This is a genomic window from Tistrella mobilis (assembly GCF_039634785.1).
GTDB classification, from domain to species: domain Bacteria; phylum Pseudomonadota; class Alphaproteobacteria; order Tistrellales; family Tistrellaceae; genus Tistrella; species Tistrella mobilis.
This window is the reverse complement of sequence record NZ_JBBIAB010000007.1, coordinates 75,747-98,305: the sequence shown is the minus strand read 5'-3', so window position 1 is coordinate 98,305 and position 22,559 is coordinate 75,747. Positions and strand designations below refer to the sequence as shown.

19 protein-coding genes are annotated in these 22,559 nt (G+C 66.9%); 2 read left to right on the top strand and 17 right to left on the bottom strand.

Features of this window, described 5'->3' with window-relative positions:
• Positions 1-2 precede the first annotated feature (2 nt).
• The 15 genes from WI697_RS12005 to WI697_RS11935 form a co-directional block, all read right to left on the bottom strand.
• Positions 3-212, bottom strand: coding sequence for a (2Fe-2S)-binding protein (locus WI697_RS12005; RefSeq protein ID WP_345958622.1), 210 nt, complete (start codon positions 210-212; stop codon positions 3-5).
• A gap of 107 nt (positions 213-319) precedes the next feature.
• The gene (locus WI697_RS12000) at positions 320-1,969 is read right to left on the bottom strand and encodes an acyl-CoA synthetase (protein WP_345958621.1); all 1,650 of its coding nucleotides are present in this window, start codon (positions 1,967-1,969) and stop codon (positions 320-322) included.
• Between the two features lie 111 nt (positions 1,970-2,080).
• Positions 2,081-2,473, bottom strand: a complete 393-nt coding sequence (locus WI697_RS11995; protein WP_345958620.1) for a YdbL family protein — start codon at positions 2,471-2,473, stop codon at positions 2,081-2,083.
• Entirely contained in the window at positions 2,473-2,667 is a 195-nt protein-coding gene (locus tag WI697_RS11990; protein WP_014744143.1) for a YnbE family lipoprotein, read from the bottom strand. The genes WI697_RS11995 and WI697_RS11990 overlap by 1 nt, the downstream gene beginning before the upstream one ends.
• Before the next feature lie 32 nt (positions 2,668-2,699).
• On the bottom strand, positions 2,700-4,895 hold the full coding sequence (locus WI697_RS11985; protein ID WP_345958619.1) for an intermembrane phospholipid transport protein YdbH family protein: 2,196 nt from the start codon (positions 4,893-4,895) through the stop codon (positions 2,700-2,702).
• Between the two features lie 105 nt (positions 4,896-5,000).
• Positions 5,001-5,858, bottom strand: a complete 858-nt coding sequence (locus tag WI697_RS11980; protein ID WP_296707951.1) for a 3-hydroxyacyl-CoA dehydrogenase family protein — start codon at positions 5,856-5,858, stop codon at positions 5,001-5,003.
• 60 nt (positions 5,859-5,918) lie between these two features.
• Positions 5,919-7,730, bottom strand: a complete 1,812-nt coding sequence (locus WI697_RS11975) for an acyl-CoA dehydrogenase (protein WP_296707953.1) — start codon at positions 7,728-7,730, stop codon at positions 5,919-5,921.
• A gap of 160 nt (positions 7,731-7,890) precedes the next feature.
• On the bottom strand, positions 7,891-9,039 hold the full coding sequence (locus tag WI697_RS11970; protein ID WP_345958618.1) for an acyl-CoA dehydrogenase family protein: 1,149 nt from the start codon (positions 9,037-9,039) through the stop codon (positions 7,891-7,893).
• A gap of 29 nt (positions 9,040-9,068) precedes the next feature.
• Positions 9,069-10,265 carry an acyl-CoA dehydrogenase family protein gene (locus WI697_RS11965; protein WP_062769253.1) on the bottom strand — a complete coding sequence of 399 codons (1,197 nt, stop codon included), beginning with the start codon at positions 10,263-10,265 and terminating at the stop codon, positions 9,069-9,071.
• A 238-nt stretch (positions 10,266-10,503) separates the two neighbouring features.
• Positions 10,504-12,603, bottom strand: a complete 2,100-nt coding sequence (locus WI697_RS11960) for a 3-hydroxyacyl-CoA dehydrogenase NAD-binding domain-containing protein (protein ID WP_345958617.1) — start codon at positions 12,601-12,603, stop codon at positions 10,504-10,506.
• A 176-nt stretch (positions 12,604-12,779) separates the two neighbouring features.
• Entirely contained in the window at positions 12,780-13,475 is a 696-nt protein-coding gene (locus WI697_RS11955; protein ID WP_062769489.1) for an ABC transporter ATP-binding protein, read from the bottom strand.
• A gap of 5 nt (positions 13,476-13,480) precedes the next feature.
• Entirely contained in the window at positions 13,481-14,233 is a 753-nt protein-coding gene (locus tag WI697_RS11950; RefSeq protein ID WP_296707963.1) for an ABC transporter ATP-binding protein, read from the bottom strand.
• On the bottom strand, positions 14,233-15,552 hold the full coding sequence (locus tag WI697_RS11945) for a branched-chain amino acid ABC transporter permease (protein ID WP_345958616.1): 1,320 nt from the start codon (positions 15,550-15,552) through the stop codon (positions 14,233-14,235). The genes WI697_RS11950 and WI697_RS11945 overlap by 1 nt, the downstream gene beginning before the upstream one ends.
• Positions 15,549-16,499 (bottom strand): branched-chain amino acid ABC transporter permease, encoded by a 951-nt coding sequence (locus WI697_RS11940; RefSeq protein WP_345958615.1) that lies wholly within the window; start codon positions 16,497-16,499, stop codon positions 15,549-15,551. Before WI697_RS11940 ends, WI697_RS11945 begins: the two co-directional genes overlap by 4 nt.
• A gap of 258 nt (positions 16,500-16,757) precedes the next feature.
• A complete protein-coding gene (locus tag WI697_RS11935) occupies positions 16,758-18,023 on the bottom strand; it encodes a branched-chain amino acid ABC transporter substrate-binding protein (RefSeq protein ID WP_345958614.1) in 1,266 nt (421 codons plus the stop codon).
• 374 nt (positions 18,024-18,397) lie between these two features.
• Here WI697_RS11935 and WI697_RS11930 point away from each other — a divergent pair, with 374 nt between their 5' ends.
• A complete protein-coding gene (locus tag WI697_RS11930; protein WP_014744157.1) occupies positions 18,398-18,859 on the top strand; it encodes a MaoC family dehydratase in 462 nt (153 codons plus the stop codon).
• A 48-nt stretch (positions 18,860-18,907) separates the two neighbouring features.
• Here the strand turns inward: WI697_RS11930 and WI697_RS11925 are convergent, their stop codons facing one another.
• Complete coding sequence (locus WI697_RS11925; protein WP_345958613.1) at positions 18,908-20,563, bottom strand: long-chain-fatty-acid--CoA ligase; 1,656 nt, start codon at positions 20,561-20,563, stop codon at positions 18,908-18,910.
• A gap of 227 nt (positions 20,564-20,790) precedes the next feature.
• Positions 20,791-21,597, bottom strand: coding sequence for a 5'/3'-nucleotidase SurE (gene surE / locus WI697_RS11920; RefSeq protein ID WP_345958612.1), 807 nt, complete (start codon positions 21,595-21,597; stop codon positions 20,791-20,793).
• 168 nt (positions 21,598-21,765) lie between these two features.
• On the opposite strand from surE, the gene WI697_RS11915 reads away from it, so the two are divergent.
• Positions 21,766-22,542, top strand: coding sequence for a glucose 1-dehydrogenase (locus WI697_RS11915; protein WP_296707981.1), 777 nt, complete (start codon positions 21,766-21,768; stop codon positions 22,540-22,542).
• Positions 22,543-22,559: the final 17 nt, after the last annotated feature.

The following is a 22,559-nucleotide window of genomic DNA, read 5'->3' as shown; positions in this document are numbered from 1 at the left end:
TGTCAGGCGCGGATCGACGCCGGAACCGCCGCATTTGCCGCCTCGGCACCGGTGCTGCCGCAGCCGGGCAGCATGGCCCGGACGCAGTCGACGCATTTGCCGCATTGCGGCCGGGTCCCCAGGGCGCGGTAGACGCCCGAGACACTTCGCGCACCGGCCGCAGCCTCGCGCACACGCCGTTCCGTCAATCCGTTGCAGATGCAGACATACATGCTGAGCCGCACTCCGATCCGGGGGCTGGTTGCAGTGGCGGGAAGGGGCACTTCGCCGCCACTGCGAACCGTTCGCATGGATAGAGTGGCAATGCTGAGAATGATTGTCAATCGCCTATTGTCGCCTCGCGTTGCTTCAGAACACGCCGCATGATCTTCCCGGTTGCGGTCATCGGCAGTTCCGTAACGAAGGCGATCTCGCGCGGGTATTCATGGGCCGCCAGACGGTCGCGAACATGGGCGCCCAGCGCGCGGGCCAGATCGTCCGACGGCTCGACCCCCGGGGCCGTAACCACGAAGGCCTTCACGATCTCGGTGCGCACCGGATCGGGCTTGCCGATCACGGCGGCCATGGCCACCGCCGGGTGCCGGATCAGGCAGTCCTCGATCTCGGCCGGGCCGATGCGGTAGCCGCCGCTGGTGATCACATCGTCGGCCCGACCCATGAAGTGGAACAGACCGTCCGCGTCGCGCCGGCCCATATCGCCGGTCAGCAGCCGGCCGTTGCAGAACTTGGCCTCGGTGGCCGCAGGGTTGTTCCAGTAGCGCAGGAACATCACCGGGTCGGGGGCACTGACCGCGATTTCGCCGGTCTCGCCGTCGGGCACGGCCTGGCCCGCCTCGTCGACGATCAGCACCTCATGGCCGGGCACGGCGCGGCCCATGGCGCCCGGGGGCGAGGGTTCGATCCGCTGGTTGCAGGACACGGTCAGATTGCATTCGGTCTGGCCGTAGAATTCATTGATCGGCACGCCCAGAACCTCGCGCCCCCAGTCGAGCAGCTCGGACCCGAGGCTCTCGCCGCCGCTGCCGACGGAGCGGAGCGCCAGATCGGCGGGCACCCGGTCGCGGGGCACGCCACGCATCAGCTTCAGCGCGGTCGGCGGCAGGAAGGTGTTGCGCACCCGCTCCGTCGCCATCAGCCGGAGGGCGGCTTCGGGGTCGAATTTGCGCATGCGCTGCGAAACGACGCCGATCCCCATGGCCCAGGCCGGCAGCAGGACGTCGAACAGCCCGCCGATCCAGGCCCAGTCGGCCGGTGTCCAGAACAGGTCGTCCGGCCGGGGCGGGAAGTCGTGCGGCATCTGCACGCCCGGCAGATGGCCCGACAGCACCCGGTGGGCATGCAGCGCACCCTTGGGATTGCCGGTGGTGCCCGAGGTATAGATGATCACGGCGGGATCATCGGCCGCGGTGTCGAGGATCGCAGGCGGGGTGCCGGTGGCATCGCGGATCAGCCGGTCGAAGGCGATGGTGCCGGCCGGCACCGGCTCGGGGCCGGTCACGATCACCCGGGCAAGATCCGGACAGTCGGCCTGCACCGACATCACGGCGTCCAGCCGGCCGGGATCGACGATCACCGCACGGGTGCCGCTGTCGGCCAGGCGATAGGCGAGCGCTTCCGGGCCGAAGAGCGTGAAGAGCGGCAGGGCGATGGCGCCGATCCGGTAGATCGCCATATGGGCCAGCGCCGCTTCGGGGCTCTGCGACAGGCAGATCCCCACCCGGTCGCCGCGCCCGACCCCCAGATGCAGAAGCCCGGCGGCCAGACGCCCCGCCAGCCGGTCGATGTCGGCAAAACTGAAGACCTTGCGGCTGCCGTCTTCCTCGACATGGATCAGGGCCGTGCGATCCGGTGCCTCATGCGCCCAGCGGCCCGCGGTCTGGGCGGCGATGTTCAGCCGCGCCGGGATCTGCCAGCGAAAGCGGGCGCGCCATCCGGCAATGGTTTCGTCGGGGCGGGGAGCGTCGAGCATCGGGCGGGTCCTCCGGTTGGCCCCGAGGCTCGTTCGATGGCCTGCCGGGGCCTGCAGATCCTGCCGCGTCTGCCCCGGGCCGGCAAGGCTTCCGCCCGCAGGGGCATGGCCTCAGGGCTTCTGCACCCAGCCGCTGCCTTCCGGCATCACCCAGGTTCCGGACGGGGCGCGCTCGATCACCTGCGCGCCGGCGATACGCTCGACGGCCGAGAGCGAGGCGCCGCGCTTGGCGGCGATGGCCCGGTAGCGGTCCTTGCGCTGCAGGTTGATCCGGTCGATCACCTGCTGCGTGGCGGCATCGGTCTGGGACTTTACGGCACCCACATAGCCGTCGAAGCGCTCGCCGACCAGCCCCTGCGCCTTCAGCGCATCGAGGCCGGCTTCCTGGGCCATGGCGGCGCGGGGCAGGGCCAATGGCAGGACGGCGGCGACGGGCAGGGCGGCGGCCAGCAGAACGGCGATGAACCGGGCGGCGGTGCGGCGACGGGCGGGCAGGGTCGGCATCAGAACAGCTCCGGCTCTTCGGCGAGCAGATCCTCGATGTCCTTTTCGACCCGGACCCGGACCTCGTGCTCGATCTTGACGTTGACGTTGATGACGATCGGCTTCTCGGGCGCCTCGACCCTCACGGTCGGCTGGCAGGCCGCCAGCAGCACCAGAATGCCTGCCAGCGGCAGCAAACGTATCGGTCCGGCCATTCCTGTCCTCCCCGGCCTGCGGTATCGGGTCGCTATTCGGGCGACCGGCTCTTCATCCGCGACTGCTCTTTCACGAGGGACTGGCCGAAACCCTCCGCACCGGAATCGAACAGCCGCCCTTCGACGGAGAGCAGCTGGGCGAGCGGCCCGCGGACGTCGAGGTTGATCTCCATCGGATACCCGTCATACACCGCCGGGCTCGATCCCGCGAGCGACAATCCCGCGGTCAGCTCACCCTCCAGCGGGCCGTCGAGGGTGAGGCGCAGATGCCGCATGCGGAAGTCTTCCAGCGCACGCGCCAGCAGGTCGGCGCCTTCGCCCGCGCTGCCGGCCGCGGCCTCGGCCGTATTCGATGCCCAGCTCAGCCGGCCGGCCTGGCCGGTGAATTCGGCATGGTCGATGCGGATACCCTCGTCCCCCAGCACCACCGGCACGAAGCCGGAAATGCGTCCGTCGGCATTCAGTGCCGGTTCGTCGGCAAAGGCGGCGAGCAGGCCGAGTTCCAGGTTCTCGGCCCGCAGGATCACCCGCCGGTCGCCCGCGCCCAGCGGCACCCGTACCGGTTCCACCGACAAGCGGCCGCCGGCGAAAGGCCATTCCGCGTTGACGACATCGAAGGTGGTGGGGGTCAGGATCGCGGTCATCCGGCCGTCGGTCAGGGGCAGCCCCGCCTCGATCCGGCCGATGTCGAGCGTCTGCGGCCCGTCGGTGACCCAGGGATCGGGGCCCGTCAGCACCAGCTGGCCTGTCAGGCCCGAGACGGTCGCCGCCTCGGCGGTGAAGCCGGCATTGGCGAGGCTTGCCACCAGCCGCAGCCGCAGCGGGCCGCCGCCCCAGCGGATCGTGGCGGTGGCTGCCGTCTGGCCGGCGACACCGGTGACGATGCCGCCCGCCGACGGCACCAGATCGGCCGGTTGCAGCCGCTCGCGCGCCCAGGTGACGGCGGGCAGTCTGACCAGGGCCGTACCGCGCCCGCTGGCGGGGTCGTGGGAGAGGGTGATGTCGGCCCGGGCTCGCTGCCGCGGATCATGCACCTCACCCGCCAGTTCGATGCCCTGGGCGGCAGCCCGGCCCGAGAGCGCGATGTCGAGGGGCGCGAAGCGCAGCGGGGTGGCGATGTCCGTCAGGCGGGCGGACAGCCGGCCGATGGTGACCACCGGTTCCGGCGCATCCGGCGCTTCGATGCCGGCCTCGACCGTCAGCCCCGAAATCGCGAGATCGGCGGCCGGCAGCCGGAGATCCCCGTCCGACGCGGTCATCTGCAGGGGGCCGTCCAGCGGGTCGCCGGCCAGCGTGACGGTCGGCAGCCGGCCGGTCACCGCGTCCCCGTCGATCCGGGCCCCGGCGAGCACCCCCTGAACCGATCTGGCGCCATCGGTCAGATCGAGCAGCGGCTGGCCCTCTATTGGGCAGAGCCGTCCCTCGCTCAGGCGAAGCGTTGTCTCTCCTGCGTCCAGGGTCAGGGCCGGGAGGTTGAGACAGTCGGCAAGGTCGATCCGCACGCCGCCATCGACCAGGCTGCGGGTCAGGGTGAAGGCGACCGGAACCGGCCGGTCGCGATCCACATGCCAGCCGGGGCCGCCGCCGGTCGGCGCCACATCGCCGCCCAGTTCGATGCGTTCGCGGCCGTCTGCACGCGACAGCCGGGCGGACAGGGCCAGATCGGCAGCGGCGTCGGTGGCCCCGTCGGCCGTCGACCAGGCGAGCCGGCCGGTGAGGGTGATGTCCGGATCGGAGGACAGGCGGTCGGCGCCAGCGCTGCCCTGGAAGCGGAGCAGGGGCGTGCCATCGGCTGAGAGCCAGGCTGCGTCGATATCGTCGATCGCGGCGCCGTCGACCGGCAGGGTCAGCGGGGCGGGCGTGGTCTCTTCCGGGCCGGAGGCAGGCTGAAGAAGCGGCGCGAACGGCCCGGGCTGCCCCTCGACCAGCCGCAACGTCAGACCGTCGATCCTGAGATCCGCCAGCCGGCCGTCGAGAAGCGCATCGAGTGTGAAGGCGAGGGTGATCCGGCGGGCATGGGCGCCCGAGGCAGCTGAACTGCCGTCGGCGGGGGCGCCGAGCGTCACGTCGTCCAGAACCAGTGCGCCATCCGCGAAGTGGCGATCGGCCACCGTTACCGGCCCGAGGCCGCGGCGGGTGAGTGCATCTGCCGCCAGGTCGACGGCCAGAACCGGGCCATAACGCCAGGCTCCGACGCCCAGAGCCGCAAGTGCGGCGATGGATGCCACGAGGATGATCGTCCGTCGCCGACCGGCCATCCCGTCTCCCCCGCGTGAACCAGTTCGCGGACAGTCTAGCCGAAGTGTCCGGTCGCATCCATCCGCAGGTGCCCACTATGCTTTCGGATAGACCTTCCAGCCCCGCCCCGCCTTCCGTCCGACATGGCCGGCAGCGACCTTCTGCTTGAGCAGGGAAGCCGGGCGGAAGCGTTCGCCATAGGCGTCGTGCATGATTTCCTGCGCCTGAAGGCTGAGGCTGTTGGTCACCACGTCCATCAGCTCGAACGGCCCCATGGGGTGACCCAGGCCCAGCCGGCAGGCCTTGTCGATGTCCTCAGGGGTGGCGACGCCTTCCTCGACCAGCTTCACCGCCTCGATCAGGAAGGCGTGGAGCACGCGGTTGACCGCAAAGCCGGGCACGTCCTTGACCCGGATCGGCTCCTTGCCGGCATCCCGGCAGAGATCCATCACCCGCGTGATCACCTCGTCGGTGGTGTCGAAGCCGGGGATCACCTCGACCAGCTTCATGCGGTGCACGGGCGAGAAGAAATGCGTGCCCAGGAACCGGGTCTGCCGCCCGGCGGAGACTGCCGAGGCGAGCGTGGAGATCGGGATGGTCGAGGTGTTGCTGGCGATGATCGCCTCCGCCCCCAGAATGCCGTCGAGGCGGCGGAACACCGCCTGCTTGATCTCCTGATCCTCGAACACCGCCTCCACGACCAGTTCGCGATCGGCGAAGGCCTCAAGGCTTTCCGCCGCGCGAAGATGGCCGAGCGCGCGGCCCTTGTCGGTCTCCGAGAACAGCCCGCGGCCGATGCCGCGGTCGAGCACGCCCTCGAGCCGGCCGATCGCGGCCCGGGCCGCCTCGACATTCTGATCGGTCAGCAGCACGTCATTGCCGGCAAGTGCGAAGATCAGGGCGATCTCCGAGCCCATCATGCCGGCGCCGACGACGCCGATGCGGGTGGTCATGGTGGCGTTTCCTTCCGTGGAGCGTCTTCTTGTCGGTCGGTTGTCCGCGCCGCCGGCGCCTCAGAACGAGGCGTCGGCGGTGGCGAGCAGGGTGTCGTCCTTCGATTCCAGGATCCCGGCCCAGACCGCGGTCTTGGGCAGTTCCCAGACATAGAAATACCGGGCGGCCGCGAATTTGCCGTCCAGGAAGGCCCGCTCCGCGTCATGCGGGGCCGCGGCGGCAAGCCGGGCGGCGGTGGTCGCCTGGCGCAGCCAGATCCAGGCCAGCACGGTATGGCCGAACTGGTGCAGATAGGCCGTGGCATTGGCGAGGAACAGCTCCACCTTGCCTTCGGCCCCCATCGGCACCAGGGTTTCGGTGGTCTTGCGCAGACGTGCGACCGCCTCTTCGAACCGGTCGGCCAGCCACAGCACCCGGTCGTCGCCCGAGGCGCGGGCCTCGGTGATCGCCTGGGCGTAGCGCTTGCCCAGGGCCTGCAGGGCGGCACCGTTCATCATCGTCACCTTGCGGCCCAGAAGGTCGATCGCCTGGATGCCGTTGGTGCCTTCATGGATCGGGTTCAGCCGGTTGTCGCGGTAATACTGCTCGACCTGATATTCCCGGGTGAAGCCATAGCCGCCATGGATCTGAATGGCATGGACATTGGCTTCCAGGCAGTAATCCGACGGCCAGGCCTTGGCGATCGGGGTCAGGATGTCGAGCAGCAGCTGCGCCTCGGCGCGGGCGGCCTCGGTCTCGCCGGTTTCCTGTTCATCGACCAGCCGGGCGCAGCTGAGGGTGAGCGCCAGCCCGCCTTCGACCGCGGCCTTCTGGGCCAGCAGCATGCGCTTCACATCGGCATGATTGACGATCGGCACCTGCGGGCTGGCGGGGTCCTTGTCGGTGGGCAGCCGCCCCTGCGGGCGGTTGCGGGCATAGTCCAGCGAGTGGAGATAGCCGGCATAGCCCAGCATCACCGCGCAGCGGCCGACGCCGATCCGCGCCTCGTTCATCATCTGGAACATGTAGCTGAGGCCCTTGTGGGGCTCGCCCACCAGATAGCCGACCGCGCCGCCGTTCTCGCCGAAATTCAGCATGGTGGAGGTGGTGCCGCGCCAGCCCATCTTGTGGATCAGCCCGCCCAGCGCCACGTCGTTGCGTGCGCCCAGGCTGCCATCCTCGTTGACCAGCACCTTGGGCACGATGAACAGCGAGATGCCCTTCACGCCCGCCGGCGCGCCCTCGATCCGGGCCAGCACCATGTGGATGATGTTCTCGGACAGCTCGTGATCGCCGGCCGAGATGAAGATCTTGTTGCCGGTGATCCGGTAGGTGCCGTCGTCCTGGGGAACGGCCCGGGTGCGGACGTCGGCCAGGCCCGATCCGGCCTGGGGCTCGGTCAGGGCCATGGTGCCGAAGAAGCGCCCGGCCAGCATCGGCCGCAGATAGCGTTCGCGCTGCGCGTCGGAGCCGAAGCTCTTGATCAGGTTCGAGGCGCCGATGGTCAGGAAGGTGTAGGAAGCGGTGGCGACGTTGGCGCCGTCGAACAGGGCATAGCAGGCATGGGCGACGGTGGTGGGCAGCTGCATGCCGCCCCATTCCTCTTCCTGTCCCGCCGCCAGCAATCCGGCCTCGATGAACTGATCGACGGCGGCCTTCACCTCGGGGATCATCACCACCCGGCCGTTCTCGAAGCGCGGCTCGTTGGTGTCGTTCTTGCGCAGATGCGGCAGGTAGTGATCGGTCGCGATCTTCATCGACAGGTCGATCGCCGCATCGAAGGTGTCGCGGCTATGGTCGGCGAAGCGCGGCCGGGTGGTCAGGCTTTCGACGTCGAGCATGTCGTAGAGCATGAAGTCGAGGTCGCGCCGGTTGATGATCTTCGAGTCCATGAGCCTCGATCCTCCCTGGAGATCTTGGAAATTCAGGCCCGCAGTCGAGGCGAGGGACGTGCAGACCAAATGTTCGGTCGGTGCGGATGGCCACGAAAAAGGGGACGGCGCCGCAAGCGGCCGCCGCCCCCTTTTGAGGTCCGGTTCCTGGGGAATCCGGTCAGGCGGCGCGACGGATCATCGCCACCATGCGGTCGAGATGGTGATCGTGATCGCCGAACTCGCCCTCGATCATGGTCAGCCGCTTGAAGTAGTGGCCGGCGGCATATTCCTCGGTCATGCCGATGCCGCCATGCAGCTGGATCGCGGCCTGGCCGACCAGACGGCCCGAGCGCGAGGTATGCGCCTTGCAGGCAGCGGCCGCACGGGCGCGGGCAGTGGCATCATCCTCTTCGGCCAGGGCCATGGCGGCGGCATAGGCCAGAGAACGGCTCTGCTCCATGTGGTTCATCATGTCGACCGCGGCGTGCTGCAGCACCTGGAAGTTCGCGATCGCCACACCGAACTGCTCGCGGGTCTTCAGGTAGTCGACCGTCAGCATGTGCAGCGCCTTCATGGCACCGACCGCCTCGGCCGAAACCGCCACCGCACCATGGTCGAGCAGGTCGGAGAGCAGGGCAGCCCCGCCGTCGACCTCGCCCAGAACCGCCTCGGGGCCGACCTGGACGCCTTCGAAAGTGACGTCGGCCGCCCGGCCGCCATCGACGGTCATGTAGGATTTGAGCGACACGCCCGCGGCCCCGGCATCGACCAGGAACAGGGTGATGCCCTGGGCATCACGCTCGCCACCCGCGGTGCGGGCGCTGACGATCAGCTTGTCGGCATGCTGGGCGTTGCGCACCACCGCCTTGACGCCCGAGAGGGTGAAGCCCTCGCCTGAACGCTCGGCGCGGGTGGTGACCCGGGTGCGGGCATAGCGGCCGCGCGGCTCGTAATGGGCGAAGCCGAATTTGAGCGCGCCTTCCGCGACCTGGCCGAGCAGGGCATCGCGCACGTCGCCCTTGGCGCCGGCCGTCAGGGCGCGCACGCCCAGCACCGCCGTCGGCATGAAGGGCTCGAGCACCAGGCCCGCGCCCAGCTTTTCCAGGATGAGGGCCGCATCGACCATGCTGCCGCCGATGCCGCCCTGGTCTTCAGGCACCATCACCGCCAGCAGGCCCATTTCGGCGAGCGTGCCCCAGTTCTTCGCCGAGATGCCGTCCTCGCTCTCGGCCAGCTTGCGGCGCGCGTCGAAGGTGTATTCGTTGCGCACGAAGCGCTCGACGCTCTCGACCAGGAGCTGCTGTTCGTCGCTGAGTGAGAAGTCCATGAAACTCGGATCCTTGTCCCGGTCGTGCGTCAGAGGCCCAGGAAGGCCTTGGCGATGATGTTCTTCTGGATCTCGTTCGAGCCGCCGTAGATCGAGCTCTTGCGCCAGTTGAGGTAGTAGGGCGCGGCCAGATTGGCCTCGAGGCTCGAGATCGGCTCGCCGTTCCAGCCGGGATGCTGGCTCTCGGGCAGATAGGGCTGCGCGTAGGGGCCGACGGCTTCGAGCAGCAGCTCGGTGATCGCCTGCTGGATCTCGGTGCCCTTGATCTTGAGCAGAGAGGATTCAGGGCCCGGACGGCCGCTCTTCGAGGTGGTGATCATGCGCATGACGGTCGCATCCAGCGCCATCAGCTCGATCTCGACCGCGGCCAGCCGCTCCATGAAGCGGGCATTCTCGATCAGCGGGCGGCCTTCGTCGTCCACTTCCTTCGCGGCCAGCGCCTTCAGCTTGCGCAGCTGGTGGCGCGAGCGGCCGACGCCGGCAATGCCGGTGCGCTCGTGGCTCAGCAGGAATTTGGCATAGGTCCAGCCCTTGCCTTCCTCGCCGACCAGGTTCTCGACCGGGACGCGGACGTCCTCGAAGAAGACCTGGTTGACCTCGTGGCCGCCATCGATGGTGATGATCGGGGTGACCGAGATGCCCGGGGTCTTCATGTCGATCAGCAGGAAGGAGATGCCCTCCTGCTTCTTGACCGTGCTGTCGGTGCGCACCAGGCAGAAGATCCAGTCGGCATACTGGCCGAGCGTGGTCCAGATCTTCGAGCCGTTGACGACATATTCGTCGCCGTCACGCACCGCGCGGGTCTTGAGCGAGGCGAGGTCGGAGCCCGAGCCCGGCTCGGAGAAGCCCTGGCACCAGAAATCTTCCGACGACAGGATGCGCGGCAGGAAATGGTCCTTCTGGGCCTGGTTGGCGAAGGTGTAGAGCACCGGGCCGACCATGCTGAAAGCGAAGGCGATCGGCGGCGGCGCGCCGGCGGCGTTCATCTCCTGGTCGAAGATGTACCGCTTGATCGGATCCCAGCCGGTGCCGCCATATTCCTTCGGCCAGGCCGGGGCGATCCAGCCCTTGTTGTAGAGGATCTTCTGCCAGCGGACGAAATCTTCCTTCGGCAGATGGATGCTGCGCTCGAAGCGCGCCTTGATGTCCTCCGGCAACGACGTCCGCATGAACTCGCGGACCTCCTCGCGGAACGCCTGATCTTCGGCGCTGAGGGTAAGCTTCATCGCGCCCCTGCTCCCTGAAATCTGCGGGGTCCCCGGACCCCTGGTTCAGGACCGTCCCCCCCTCAAGGTCGATCCGTCTTTGAAACATACGACTGTTTTACGCCGAGGCCAGTGAAAACCGCGAGATCGGGACATTTCGTCGATACGTCCCATTGCGGCAGAGGGGAAAGCGTCACGGCCCGGCTGCAGATCATGGACGACCGGCCGCCCCGTAAAACGTGGCGGCCGGTCTGCCGGATCACCGGCTGCGGTCGTAGTCGGCGAAGGACTTGCCCTCGGCGACCAGGGTCTCGATCAGCTTCGCCGGCTTCCAGCGATCGTCGAGATCGGCATGGAACTGCCTGATATCGGCCAGAACCTTGTCGAGGCCGATCAGGTCGGCCTGGAACATCGGGCCGCCGCGCCAGGCCGGGAAGCCATAGCCGAAGCAGTAGATCACGTCGATATCGCTCGCCCGGATCGCCATGCCCTCTTCAAGGCATTTGGCGCCTTCATTGATCAGGGCATAGAGCGAGCGCTTCAGGATCTCGTCTTCCGAAATCTCGCGGCGCTCGACGCCGGCGGCCTTCGAGGCCTCGACGATCAGCTGTTCGATCTTGGGATCGGTCACCGGCGTGCGGCTGCCGCCCTCATAGAGGTAGTAGCCGGCCTTGGTCTTCTGGCCGAAGCGGCCCATCTCGCAGATCTGGTCCGACACGGTCGGCCAGAACAGATCGTTGCGGCGGGTGGCCGCGCGGCGCTTGCGGATCCGCCAGCTGACATCCAGACCGGCCATGTCGCCCATGGTGAACGGGCCCATCGCCAGGCCCCAGCGCTGCAGCACGCCGTCGACCTGGGCGGGCAGGGCGCCTTCGACCAGCATCAGCTCACCCTGCTGGACATAGGGCTCCAGCATGCGGTTGCCGACGAAGCCGTCACAATTGCCGACCAGCACCGGCACCTTGCCGATGGTCTTGGCGAGCTTCATCGAGGTCGAGATGACCTGGTAGGAGGTCTTGGCCCCGCGCACCAGTTCCAGCAGCGGCATGACATTGGCCGGGCTGAAGAAATGGGTACCGATGACGAATTCCGGCCGGGATGTCGTGGCCGCGATCTCGTCGATGTCGAGCGTCGAGGTGTTGGAGGCGAGCACCGCCCCCGGCTTGGCCACCGCGTCGAGGGTCGAGAAGACCTTCTTCTTGATGTCCATCTCCTCGAAGACCGCCTCGATGATGATGTCGGCGTCCTTGAGGGCGTCGTAGTCGAGCACGCCTTCGATCAGGCCCATGCGCTTGTCCATGGCGTCCTGGGTCAGGCGGCCCTTGGAAACGGTCGCGGCATAGTTCGCGCGGATGATGCCGAGCCCGCGCTCCAGCGCCTCGGCGGTCATCTCCAGCACCTTCACCGGGATGCCGGCATTGGCGAAGTTCATCGCGATGCCGCCGCCCATGGTGCCGGCACCGATGATGGCGGCCTGGCGGATCGGCAGGGTCGGAGTGTCACCCGGGACATCGGGGATCTTCAGCGCCTCGCGCTCGGCGAAGAAGATGTGGCGCAGCGCCTTCGACTGGTCAGACGCCATCAGCCCGCCGAAGATCTCGCGCTCGTTCTTCAGCCCCTCGTCGAAGGGCAGGGTGACGGCGCCGGCGACGGCGTCGAAGCAGCCCACCGGCGACATCTGGCCGCGGGCGGCCTTGACCACCTGCTTGCGGATCTCGGGCAGTTTCGCGGCGTCGAAGGCCTTCACCTTCTCGTCCATGTCGCGCACCCGGCGCAGCGGCGCGCCGTCTTCGACCAGCTTGCGGGCGAAGGCGACAGCGCCGGGGACCAGCTCGTCGACCACGGCGTCGATGATGCCGAGCTGCAGCGCCTTGCCGGCCGGCACGAACTTGCCGGTGGTGATCATGTCGATGGCGGCTTCCACACCCGCCACGCGCGGCAGGCGCTGGGTGCCGCCGGCGCCGGGCAGGATGCCGAGTTTCACCTCGGGCAGGCCCACCTTGCCCTGGGCGACGGCGACGCGATAATGGCAGCCGAGCGCCACTTCCAGGCCGCCACCGAGGGCGGTGCCGTGGATCGCGGCCACGACCGGCTTGGTCGCATTCTCGTAGGTCGAGATCACGCCGTTGAGATCGGGGTCGGCCAGGGGCTTGCCGAATTCGCGGATGTCGGCACCGGCGATGAAGGTGCGGCCCGCGCCGACCAGAACCAGCGCCTTCGCCTCGTCATCGGCCAGGCCTTCGGCGAGGCAGTCGAGCAGCCCCTGCCGGACATGCTGGCTGAGGGCGTTGACCGGCGGGTTGTCGACCGTGATGACGCCGACATCGCCCTGGCGTTCGTAGCGGACACTCGTGCTCATGAAACTGGTCACCTCGACTGTCGGATCCGGCATCTGCCCGGGGAGGGAGCGCCTTGCGCGGCCGGATGCGGGTTTTGGACCGGACGACGCGGCCGTCACCGGAAGGCCGGCGCCGGCCGCGTCGCAAATATGCCGGGGCTGGTTGCCCAAGCGTGTATCAGACTACGCTCCGCGCGTCAGACCTCCAGCCATTCCTTACGCACGGCCTCGTCCTTCGCCAGGGCATCCGGCGTGCCCTCGTAGACGATATGGCCATGCCCCATGACATAGAGGCGCTGCGAGATGCGCAGCGCGATCGTCAGCTTCTGTTCGACCAGCAGCACGCTGACGCCGCGCCGGGCGATCTCGGACAGCAGATCGCCCACCTGTTCGGTGATCTTGGGCGCAAGCCCCTCGGTCGGCTCGTCGACCATAATCAGATCCGGATCGCCGAGCAGAGTGCGGCACATGGTCAGCATCTGCTGTTCGCCGCCCGAGAGCACGCCGGCCAGGGTGTCGGCACGTTCCTGAAGGCGCGGGAACAGCTTGTACATGTCATCGACCGACCAGCGACCCTGCTTGCGGGTGCTCTTCTGGCCGAGCAGCAGGTTCTGGCGCACGGTCAGGGTCGGGAAGATCGACCGGTCTTCCGGCACATAGCCCAGCCCCTGATGGGCGATTTCGTGCGGGGTCATGCCGGCGATGTTGCGGCCGCGATAGTTCACGGTGCCCTGCGGCGGCACCAGCCCCATGATCGCCTTGATGGTGGTCGACCGGCCGACGCCGTTCCGGCCGAGAAGGCTGACGATCTCGCCCTCCTTCACGTCGAAGCTCACCCCTTGCAGGATGTGGCTCTTGCCGTAATAGGCGTGCAGGTCGCGGACGTCGAGCATCGTGGTCATGCGGCTTCCTCGCCGAGATAGGCCTGCTGCACGGCGCGGTTCTTGCGGATGTCCTGGGGCGTGTCGGTCGCGATCACCTCGCCATAGACCAGCACCGAGATGCGGTCGGCCAGGCCGAAGACCACGCCCATGTCGTGCTCCACCATGACCAGGGTCTTGCCCACGGTCACATCGCGGATCAGCTCCACCGCCTGTTCGGTCTCGGTATTGCTCATGCCCGCGGTCGGTTCGTCGAGCAGGATGACATCGGGGTCGCCCGCGATGGTCAGCCCGATCTCCAGCGCCCGCTGTTCGGCATAAGAGAGGAAGCCGGCAAGCACGTTGCGGCGGGATTGGAGATGGATGCGCTCCAGGATCCGCTCGGCATCCTCGTTCAACTGGCGCTGCTTCGAGACCATCTGCCAGAACGAGTATTTGTAGCCGCGCGACCAGAGCAGCGAGCAGCGGAGGTTCTCGAACACGCTCATCTTGGGAAAGATGTTCGTGACCTGGAAGCTGCGGCTGAGCCCGCGGCGGTTGATCTGCTGTGCGGGCAGGCCGCTGATCTCTTCGCCGTTGAGCTTGATCGAACCCGAGGTGAGCGGGAAGCGGCCGCTGATCAGGTGGAACAGGGTCGACTTGCCGGCACCGTTGGGACCGATGACGGCATGGCGATGCCCCTGCTGCACCTGCAGGTTCAGGCCGCGGATGATCTCGGTCGGGCCGAAGCTCTTGCGGAGATCGGTGAGTTCGAGTGCAAGCGTCGACATCACGCACCTCCCTGCTTGATCTCGGCCACCACGGCATCCCAGGCGCGGACGATGCCCCGGATCGCCAGACGGAAGAGGTAGCCGCCGATGATGGTGGCGGCGATCGCCAGTGCCCAGGGGATGGTCTCGTGAACCGAGACTTTCTGGCCGAACAGCTCCATCGGGATCGAGGCGTCGTAGGTGGTCGACATGTAGTAGTTCATCTCGATCAGGGCGACGAGACCCAGGCCCATGATCAGGAAGGTGACGAGACCGATGGCGTAGGGCGCCACCAGCCGCCCCATCCGTCCCGCCTGCCAGACCGGCTGATGGGCCATGATGATGCCGGCGAGGCCCATGGGCGCGAACATCACCATCACCACGAACAGCAGGCCGAAATAGAGCTGCCAGGTCTCGGTGATCGACGACAGGCTGAGCTGCAGGACGGTGACCAGAATGGCGCCCAGGATCGGGCCGGCGAAGTTGCCGACACCACCGATGAAGGTCATCAGAAGCACCGAGCCCGAGGTGACCGCGCTGACATTCTCAGCCGTCACGATTTCATAGTTGATCGCGGTCAGGCCGCCGGCGATGCCGGCGAAGAAGCTGGCGAGCACGTACTGCACGAAGCGCACGATGCGCGGATCGTAGCCTACGAAACGCACCCGCTCTTCATTGTCGCGCACGGCATTGGCCATGCGGCCCAGAGGCGTGCGGGTCAGCAGGTACATGACGATGGTCGAGATCAGGCACCAGAAGGCGATCAGGTAGTAGACCTCGACCTGCGGACCATATCCGAAGAACAGGCTGGTGTCGGTGACCCGGTTGCCGGAAATGCCGCTTTCGCCGCCGAACTGGTCGGGGAACATCGAGGTGCCGGCATAGACCAGTTCGCCGATGCCGAGCGAGATCATTGCGAAGGTGGTACCGGCACGGGCGGTAGAGATCCAGCCGAAGATCACGCCGAAGACCATCGCGCCGATGCCGCCGGCCAGCGGCAGCAGTTCCAGCGGCAGCGGGAAGCCGTCGGGCGAGATCTCGTTCAGCACGTGGATGGCCGCGAAGCCGCCCAGGCCGTAGAACACCGCATGGCCGAAGGACAGCATGCCCCCCTGGCCCAGCAGCATGTTGTAAGAGAGCGCGAAGATGATCGCGATGCCGATCTGGCTCAGCATCGAGCGCGAGAAGCCCGAGGTCATGAACTGGGGGGCCGCGATCATCACGATGATGGCGAAGATCCACAGCCCGTAGCGGGCCAGGAAGCCGGGGCCCCCGGGGCGGGCGCCGCCGCGCATCGCCGCGGCGGTGGTCTTGCCGGTGGGAAGGGTGCGGTCGGTCATGATTCGCGCGTCCCCATCAGGCCCTTCGGGCGGAAGATCAGCATCAGCACCAGCATCAGATAGGGCAGGATCGGCGCGGTCTGCGACACGGTGATCCGCGACAGCGTGCCGATGAAGCCATCGACGGGCACCGTGATCCCGATCGCTGCGAGGGTGCCGCCGAGCGACCAGTCGAGCGCCACCGCCAGCGTCTGGATCACACCGATCAGCAGCGAGGCCACGAAGGCGCCGCCGAGCGAGCCCATGCCGCCGAACACCACCACGACGAAGATGATGGGGCCGAGCAGGAAGGCCATGCCGGGTTCGGTCACCAGGATCGGGCCGCCGATCACACCGGCCAGCGCCGCGAGCGCCGTGCCGCCGCCGAACACCATCATGAACACCCGCGGCACGTTATGACCAAGTGCTGCAACCATATCGGGATGGGTCAGCGCCGCCTGAATGATCAGGCCGATGCGGGTACGGGTGATGGTGAGGAACAGGGCGACGAACATCATCACCGCGATCAGCAGGATGAAGGCGCGATAGGCCGGGAAGTTCGTGCCGAAGAGCGTGAAGAAGGTGAAGTTCAGATCCGTCGGCACCCCGTAATCCACCGGGATGCGGCCCCAGATCATGACCACGACCTCTTCGATCAGGAAGGCGAGGCCGAAGGTGAACAGCAGCTCGGCGACGTGACCGTATTTGTGGACACGCCTGAGGCCGTAGCGTTCGATCAGCATGCCGATGCCACCGACCAGCAGCGGGGCCAGGATCAGGGCGATCCAGAAGCCGGTGACCGTGCTGATCTGATAGGCGAAATACGCACCCAGCATGAAGAAGCTGGCATGCGCGAAATTGAGGACACCCATCATGCTGAAGATGAGCGTGAGCCCGCTCGACAGCATGAACAACAGCATGCCGAACAGCACGCCGTTGAGGAGGGAGAAGACGAGGATTTCCAGCATCTCGCCCTTCGTCATTGCGAGGTGTGGCGCGGCCGGCGTCGGCCAGCGCGTCGATGGCGCGCGGTCGGGGCCGGTCCGAGGCCGCCCCGGGATCGGGTCGCCGTCCCGGGAGTCGCGGTCCCGGGGATGGGCATCCCGGCGTCCGGTGTCTGGCGATTCCCGGCCTGCCATCTGTCCCGCGGGCGGGGACCGGGCGAACGGATGGCGGGCGGGGATATCGGCGGGCCTGAGGGATCACCTCCGGCCCGCCGGGCGACGTCAGCTCGGGCGCTGCATCTTGCAGGTGGTCGCCGTCTCGGTGGCCGGACCGTCGATCTTGGCGTCGGTCTTCCAGCCGAGACCGGTGTGCTCGGTGTCGTACTTCACGCCCTTCACGAAGGTCGAAATGAAGAGCGGCTGGGCGAGCTGGTGGTCGTCGGCGCGCATGGTCACGGGGCCCATGGCGGTCTGGTAAGTCATGCCTTCCAGCGCCTTGGCGACATCGACCGGCTTGTCGCTCTTGGCCTCGTTCATGGCTTCCTGGAGCATGCCGAGCATGGTCCGGATGCGACCGTAATAGAAGTCGAGGTCATACTTCTGCAGGAAGCCGACATAGGCGTCCTCCAGAACCTTGCCCTGTTCCGACGGGGTCTCGACCGGCAGGTTTGCATGCCACTCGGTGACCTGCTTCACCTTGCCCTCACCGGCCGGGCCGATCGCGGTCGGCGCGCCCAGGCCGCCGCCGTAATAGGTGTAGTACTGGACATTCAGGCCGGCCGAGGCGCTCGCCTTGACCAGCAGCGCCAGATCTGCGCCCCAGTTGCCGGTGATCACGGTATCGGCGCCCGATGCCTTGATCTTCGAGATATAGGGCGAGAAGTCTTTCACCTTGCCGACCGGGTGCAGGTCGTCGCCGACGATCTCGATGTCGGGACGCTTCTCATTGAGAAGCTTGCGGGCGATCTTCGACACGGCCTGGCCGTGCGAGTAGTCCATATTGACCAGATAGATCTTTTTGACCTCCGGCTGGTCCTTGATGTAGTTCGTGATGGCTTCCAGCTTCATGTCGCTGTTGGCGTCGAAGCGGAAATGCCAGAAATTGCAGGCATCGTTGGTCAGCGCCGGATCGACCGCCGCATAGTTCAGGTAGAGCACCCGGTTATCGGGGTTGCGCTCGTTATGCTTGGCGACAGCCTCGCTCAACGCCGCGCCGACATGGCTGCCGTTGCCCTGGGTGATGAAATGGGCGCCCTGGTCGATCGCGCTCTTCAGCGCCACCAGGCTGTCCTTCGGGCTCGACTTGTTGTCGATGGCGATCAGCTCGAGCTTCTTGCCGTTGAAGCCGCCATGCTCGTTGAAATAGTCGATGAAGTACGAGAAGTGCTTCGCACCGGCGTCACCGACATTCGCGAACGGACCCGACAGCGGGTCGATATACGCGATCTTGATCGTGTCGTCGGCGTAAGCGGCACCGGCCATGCCGAAAGCGGCCACAGCAAGCGCGATCGCGCTGGTCATGGCGGTCAGAGTGGTCTTGGGCGTCAACGCAGCCTCCCTTGGCATCCTACGTCGTTGCGTAGCGGCACATCTGCCGGCGCGGACACGGGCGCCCTCCCGGGGGCGCGCGCCGCCATCGGCGGTGCCTGTTCCTGACGGATGCCCGTTCCTGTCGAACCGGCATCCGGACCGGCCTTTACCTGGCCGGTATGTTGTTGGCGGTGCGGCCTCTCAGGGCCTTGCACCACAATTGCTTATAACCTAATCGATCCTGGGCTTCAAAAACAGCGAAATATCATTTCGCAGTGCAGAATTCAGAGCAAACTCTTTGAAAAACCGTTGGGGTGGTCATATAATTTCAGGTGGATGAACAGTATTTAAAATCCACCAAAAGGCGCAACCAAAGAGGAGGCCTTAAACTCATGCGCGTTATCAGCGGAGCGGAAGAGCTGAAGTCTGCCGTGGGATCCGAGCTGGGGGTCAGCGACTGGATTCTTGTCGATCAGGACCGGATCAACAAGTTTGCCGAGGCAACCGGTGATTTCCAGTGGATTCATCTGGATGTCGAGCGTGCCGCCCGTGAAACCCCGTGGAAATCCACCATCGCCCATGGCTATCTGACCCTGTCGCTGGTTCCGATGATCATGGCCGGCATCTGGAAGATCGAAGGCGTTGCCTCCTCGATCAATTACGGCTCCAACAAGGTTCGCTTCACGGCGCCGGTTCCGGCTGGCAGCCGCGTGCGCGGCCGGGGCGTCCTGAAGGCGGTGGACGAGCAGGGGCCCGGCTCGCTGCGCCTGACGGTCGAGATCACGGTGGAGCGGGAAGGCCAGGAGCGGCCGGTCTGCGTCGCCGAGACCCTGTCGATCGTGAACTTCGCCTGATCGGCCACCCCCGGTCCGCAAAGGCGGGCCGGGGGTGTTCCGTGCCGGTCAGGCCGTGGGCAGTGCGTAGTCGCGGAAGGTCTGGCGGAGCTGTGCCTTCAGCACCTTGCCGGTGCCGCTATGGGGCAGTTCGTCGACCAGCACCATGTCGTCGGGCAGCCAGAGCTTCGCCACGCGGCTCGACAGCCAGGACAGGATTTCGTCCTTGGTGGGGGTCTCACCCGGCTTCGGCACCACGATCAGCAGCGGCCGTTCGTCCCATTTCGGATGGGTAACGCCGATCACCGCGGCCTCTGCCACCTTGGGATGGCCCATCACCGCATTTTCAAGGTCGATGGAGCTGATCCACTCGCCACCCGATTTGATCACGTCCTTCGCCCGGTCGACGATGCGCATATAGCCGTCGGGGTCGATGGTCGCGACGTCGCCGGTGCGGAACCAGCCTTCGTCGTCGAAGGCCGAGGCATTGGCTTCGGCATTCTCGTAATAACCGCTGGTGATCCAGGGGCCGGCGACCAGCAGTTCGCCGAAGGCCTTGCCGTCATGGGGCAGTCGGTTGCCCATCGGGTCGACGATCTTCATGTCGACCATGCAGATCATCCGGCCCTGAGATGTCTTGAGCAGCCAGCGTTCTTCCGCAGGCCTGGACTCGTCCGTCACCTTGAGCGTGCCGACAGTGCCGGCGGGGCTCATCTCGGTCATGCCCCAGGCATGGGCCACCGGCACGCCGAACTCTTCCTCGAAGGTCCGGATCATGGCAAGCGGGGCCGCCGAACCACCGATAAGCAGATTCTTCAGCATGTCGAGCCGCTTGCCCGACTGGCGGAGATAGTTGATCAGGTTCAGCCAGACCGTCGGCACGCCCGCGGTGATCGTGACCTTCTCGGCCTCGAACATCTCGTGCAGGCCTTCGCCGTCCAGACGCGGGCCGGGCATCACCAGCTTGGCGCCGAACATGGCGCAGGCATAGGGAATGCCCCAGGCGTTCACATGGAACAGCGGCACCACCGGCAGCACGCATTCGCGGCCCGAAATGCCGACGCCTTCGGCGGCACCCGCTGCCATGGCATGGAGCACGGTGGAGCGATGGCTGTACATCACGCCCTTGGGCTTGCCGGTCGTGCCCGAGGTGTAGCAGAGCGACGATGCCGTGCGCTCGTCCAGCTCCGGCCAGTCATAGCTTTCGGGCTGGCCCTCGATCAGGTCTTCATAGCAGAGCGTCTCGAAGCCGGCCGGCGCGTCGGGCATATGCGCCCGGTCGGTCATCACCACCACGGCCTGCAGCCTGGGCAACTGGCCGGCAAGCCGGGCCACCAGCGGTACGAAGGTCGGGTCGACGAACAAAACCTTGTCCTCGGCATGGTTGAGGATATAGGCCATCTGGTCGGCGGCGAGGCGCGGGTTGATGGTGTGGCAGACCGCCCCCATCCCCGAAATCGCGAAATACAGCTCGAAATGCCGGTGGTTGTTCCAGGCCAGCGTCGCGACGCGGTCGCCGGGTGTCACCCCCAGCGAAACCAGGGCGTGGGCCAGCTTCTGCACCCGGGCATAGGCGTCGCCATAGCCGTAGCGGTGGATGGTGCCTTCGCAGTTGCGCGACACGATCTCGGTCGTGGCGTGGCAACGGGCTGCGTATTGCAGCAACGCAATGATGGACAGCGGCCTGTCCATCATCTGCCCCAGAAGCGGCAGAGGACGGGACATGATACGGATATTCCTCCCTAGCAGCAGCACGGCCGGCACCGCTTCGCACACCCCCGGCGTGCGGTGCCGTTTATCGTTGAGTGCCGGCTCTTGAGCGGCCGGTCGTCGTTATCGTGGCTGGTCTTGCGCGACAGGTCAAACGTTTGTCTCACGCATTTGTGCCCGTTTCGCACAAATGCCGGCGAACCGCGCGATCGCGTGCCGGCACGCCACCGGCGGCAGCAGGTTCAGCGATCGATCAGCCCCTGGGCGAGTGCGGCGAGCGGTGCGCGATCTCCGGCCCAGCTGCGGTCCACGCCGAGCGGGGTTACCGACACATGGCGATCGCGCAGCGCCTGAATGTCGCAGTCGTCCGTCCGGTCCAGACCGGCGCGGTCGAAGCGCAGCCAGAGATCGGTGTCGCCATGGTGGTCGACGGTGGACTCGATGCGGATGCCGCCGATCATGCCGCGGCCCTGACGGGTCAGCCGGGCGCCGCGAACCTCGTCGGCGGCGCAGTCGGGGAAGTTGAGGCTGAGCGTGACATCCGCGGGCCACCCGGCCTGGATCAGGCGGCGGAGCATGCCCGGGGCAAGCGTCCGCGGCGTGTCCCAGGGAATGAAGGCCGGGTCGCGGAAGGTCTGGCTGAGGGCGATTGCCGGAATGCCCATCAGCTGGGCGGTGGTCGCCGCCCCCACCGTTCCCGAATAGATCACCTCTTCCGCCAGATTGGCGCCGCGATTGATGCCCGACAGCACCAGATCGGGTTTCGTATCGGGCATCAGATAAGACAGGGCGACCGCCACGCAATCGGCCGGCGTGCCGTCGACCCTGTATCGCCGGGGCCCCAGCTCGTGCACCCGCAGCGGCCGGCGGATGGTGAGTGCCGTGGACCCGCCGCTGCTGTCGCGGCTGGGGGCCACGACCCAGACCTCGGGCGCCAGCTCCCGCGCGATCTGCTCCAGCACCGCCAGGCCTTCGCCGTCGATGCCGTCGTCATTGGTCAGCAGGATGCGGGCGGGCATCCGGCGCGGGGCTGCGGTGGCAGAGGTCATCGTCGGCGGCATCCTCGGGCAGATCGAGACGGGTGGAGATGATGTCTCGTTCAAACGAACGTTTGACGTAGGCGATGAAACCGGAAACACTGCCCGAGATCAAGCGGGAAGGGGCCGCAGCGAGACCGGTCCCACCCGTCATGTCTTTCAGTGGAGGAGGCCCCGGACATGGGCGGACGGCTGGCAGGGAAGGTGGTTCTGATCACGGGGGCCGCCGGCGGCCTGGGCCGGGCGATGGCCCATCTGTTCGCGGCCGAAGGGGCCCGGCTGATCCTGACCGATATGGGGGCCGACCGGCTGGAGGCGCTGAAGGCGGATCTGGCGGGCGATGGCCACGACCGGGTGATGGTGATGGAGCAGGACGTCACCGACGAAGCCCGCTGGGAAGAGGTGGTCGATGCCGGTGTCGCCGAATTCGGCCGGCTGGACGTGCTGATCAACAATGCCGGTATCGGCTATATGGCCGATCTGGAAGAGACCACGCTTGCCGAGTGGAAGCGCGTCCATGCGGTGAATTCGGAAGGCCCCTTCCTCGGCACCCGCAAGGCGATCAAGGTGATGAAGGGCACGGGCGGCGGCTCGATCGTCAACATCTCGTCGATCGCCGGCCTGATCGGTGCGGTGAACCTCGCGGCCTATTGCTCCAGCAAGGGGGCGGTGCGCCTGTTCACCAAGGCGGCGGCATTGCATTGTGCCCGGCGCGGCTACAACATCCGGGTGAACTCCATCCACCCGTCCTTCACCGAGACCCCGATGGTGCGCGACATGATCACCGCCGCGCGCAACCCGGACAAGATGGAGGCGGCGCTCTCCACCGCGGCACCGATGGGGCGCATGGGCCGGCCGGAAGAGGTCGCCTATGCCGCACTCTATCTCGCCAGCGACGAGAGCAGCTTCGTGACCGGCACCGAGCTTGCGGTCGACGGTGGCAACACCGCCGCCTGATCGCGGTCCTTCGCAGC

Coding starts and splice junctions, on each gene's coding strand:
- WI697_RS12005 (WP_345958622.1), bottom strand. CDS start 212: ATGTATGTCTGCATCTGCAACGGATTGACGGAACGGCGTGTGCGCGAG.
- WI697_RS12000 (WP_345958621.1), bottom strand. CDS start 1,969: ATGCTCGACGCTCCCCGCCCCGACGAAACCATTGCCGGATGGCGCGCC.
- WI697_RS11995 (WP_345958620.1), bottom strand. CDS start 2,473: ATGCCGACCCTGCCCGCCCGTCGCCGCACCGCCGCCCGGTTCATCGCC.
- WI697_RS11990 (WP_014744143.1), bottom strand. CDS start 2,667: ATGGCCGGACCGATACGTTTGCTGCCGCTGGCAGGCATTCTGGTGCTG.
- WI697_RS11980 (WP_296707951.1), bottom strand. CDS start 5,858: ATGACCACCCGCATCGGCGTCGTCGGCGCCGGCATGATGGGCTCGGAG.
- WI697_RS11975 (WP_296707953.1), bottom strand. CDS start 7,730: ATGGACTCGAAGATCATCAACCGGCGCGACCTCGACTTCATGCTCTAC.
- WI697_RS11970 (WP_345958618.1), bottom strand. CDS start 9,039: ATGGACTTCTCACTCAGCGACGAACAGCAGCTCCTGGTCGAGAGCGTC.
- WI697_RS11965 (WP_062769253.1), bottom strand. CDS start 10,265: ATGAAGCTTACCCTCAGCGCCGAAGATCAGGCGTTCCGCGAGGAGGTC.
- WI697_RS11960 (WP_345958617.1), bottom strand. CDS start 12,603: ATGAGCACGAGTGTCCGCTACGAACGCCAGGGCGATGTCGGCGTCATC.
- WI697_RS11955 (WP_062769489.1), bottom strand. CDS start 13,475: ATGCTCGACGTCCGCGACCTGCACGCCTATTACGGCAAGAGCCACATC.
- WI697_RS11950 (WP_296707963.1), bottom strand. CDS start 14,233: ATGTCGACGCTTGCACTCGAACTCACCGATCTCCGCAAGAGCTTCGGC.
- WI697_RS11945 (WP_345958616.1), bottom strand. CDS start 15,552: ATGACCGACCGCACCCTTCCCACCGGCAAGACCACCGCCGCGGCGATG.
- WI697_RS11940 (WP_345958615.1), bottom strand. CDS start 16,499: ATGCTGGAAATCCTCGTCTTCTCCCTCCTCAACGGCGTGCTGTTCGGC.
- WI697_RS11930 (WP_014744157.1), top strand. CDS start 18,398: ATGCGCGTTATCAGCGGAGCGGAAGAGCTGAAGTCTGCCGTGGGATCC.
- WI697_RS11925 (WP_345958613.1), bottom strand. CDS start 20,563: ATGTCCCGTCCTCTGCCGCTTCTGGGGCAGATGATGGACAGGCCGCTG.
- surE (WP_345958612.1), bottom strand. CDS start 21,597: ATGACCTCTGCCACCGCAGCCCCGCGCCGGATGCCCGCCCGCATCCTG.
- WI697_RS11915 (WP_296707981.1), top strand. CDS start 21,766: ATGGGCGGACGGCTGGCAGGGAAGGTGGTTCTGATCACGGGGGCCGCC.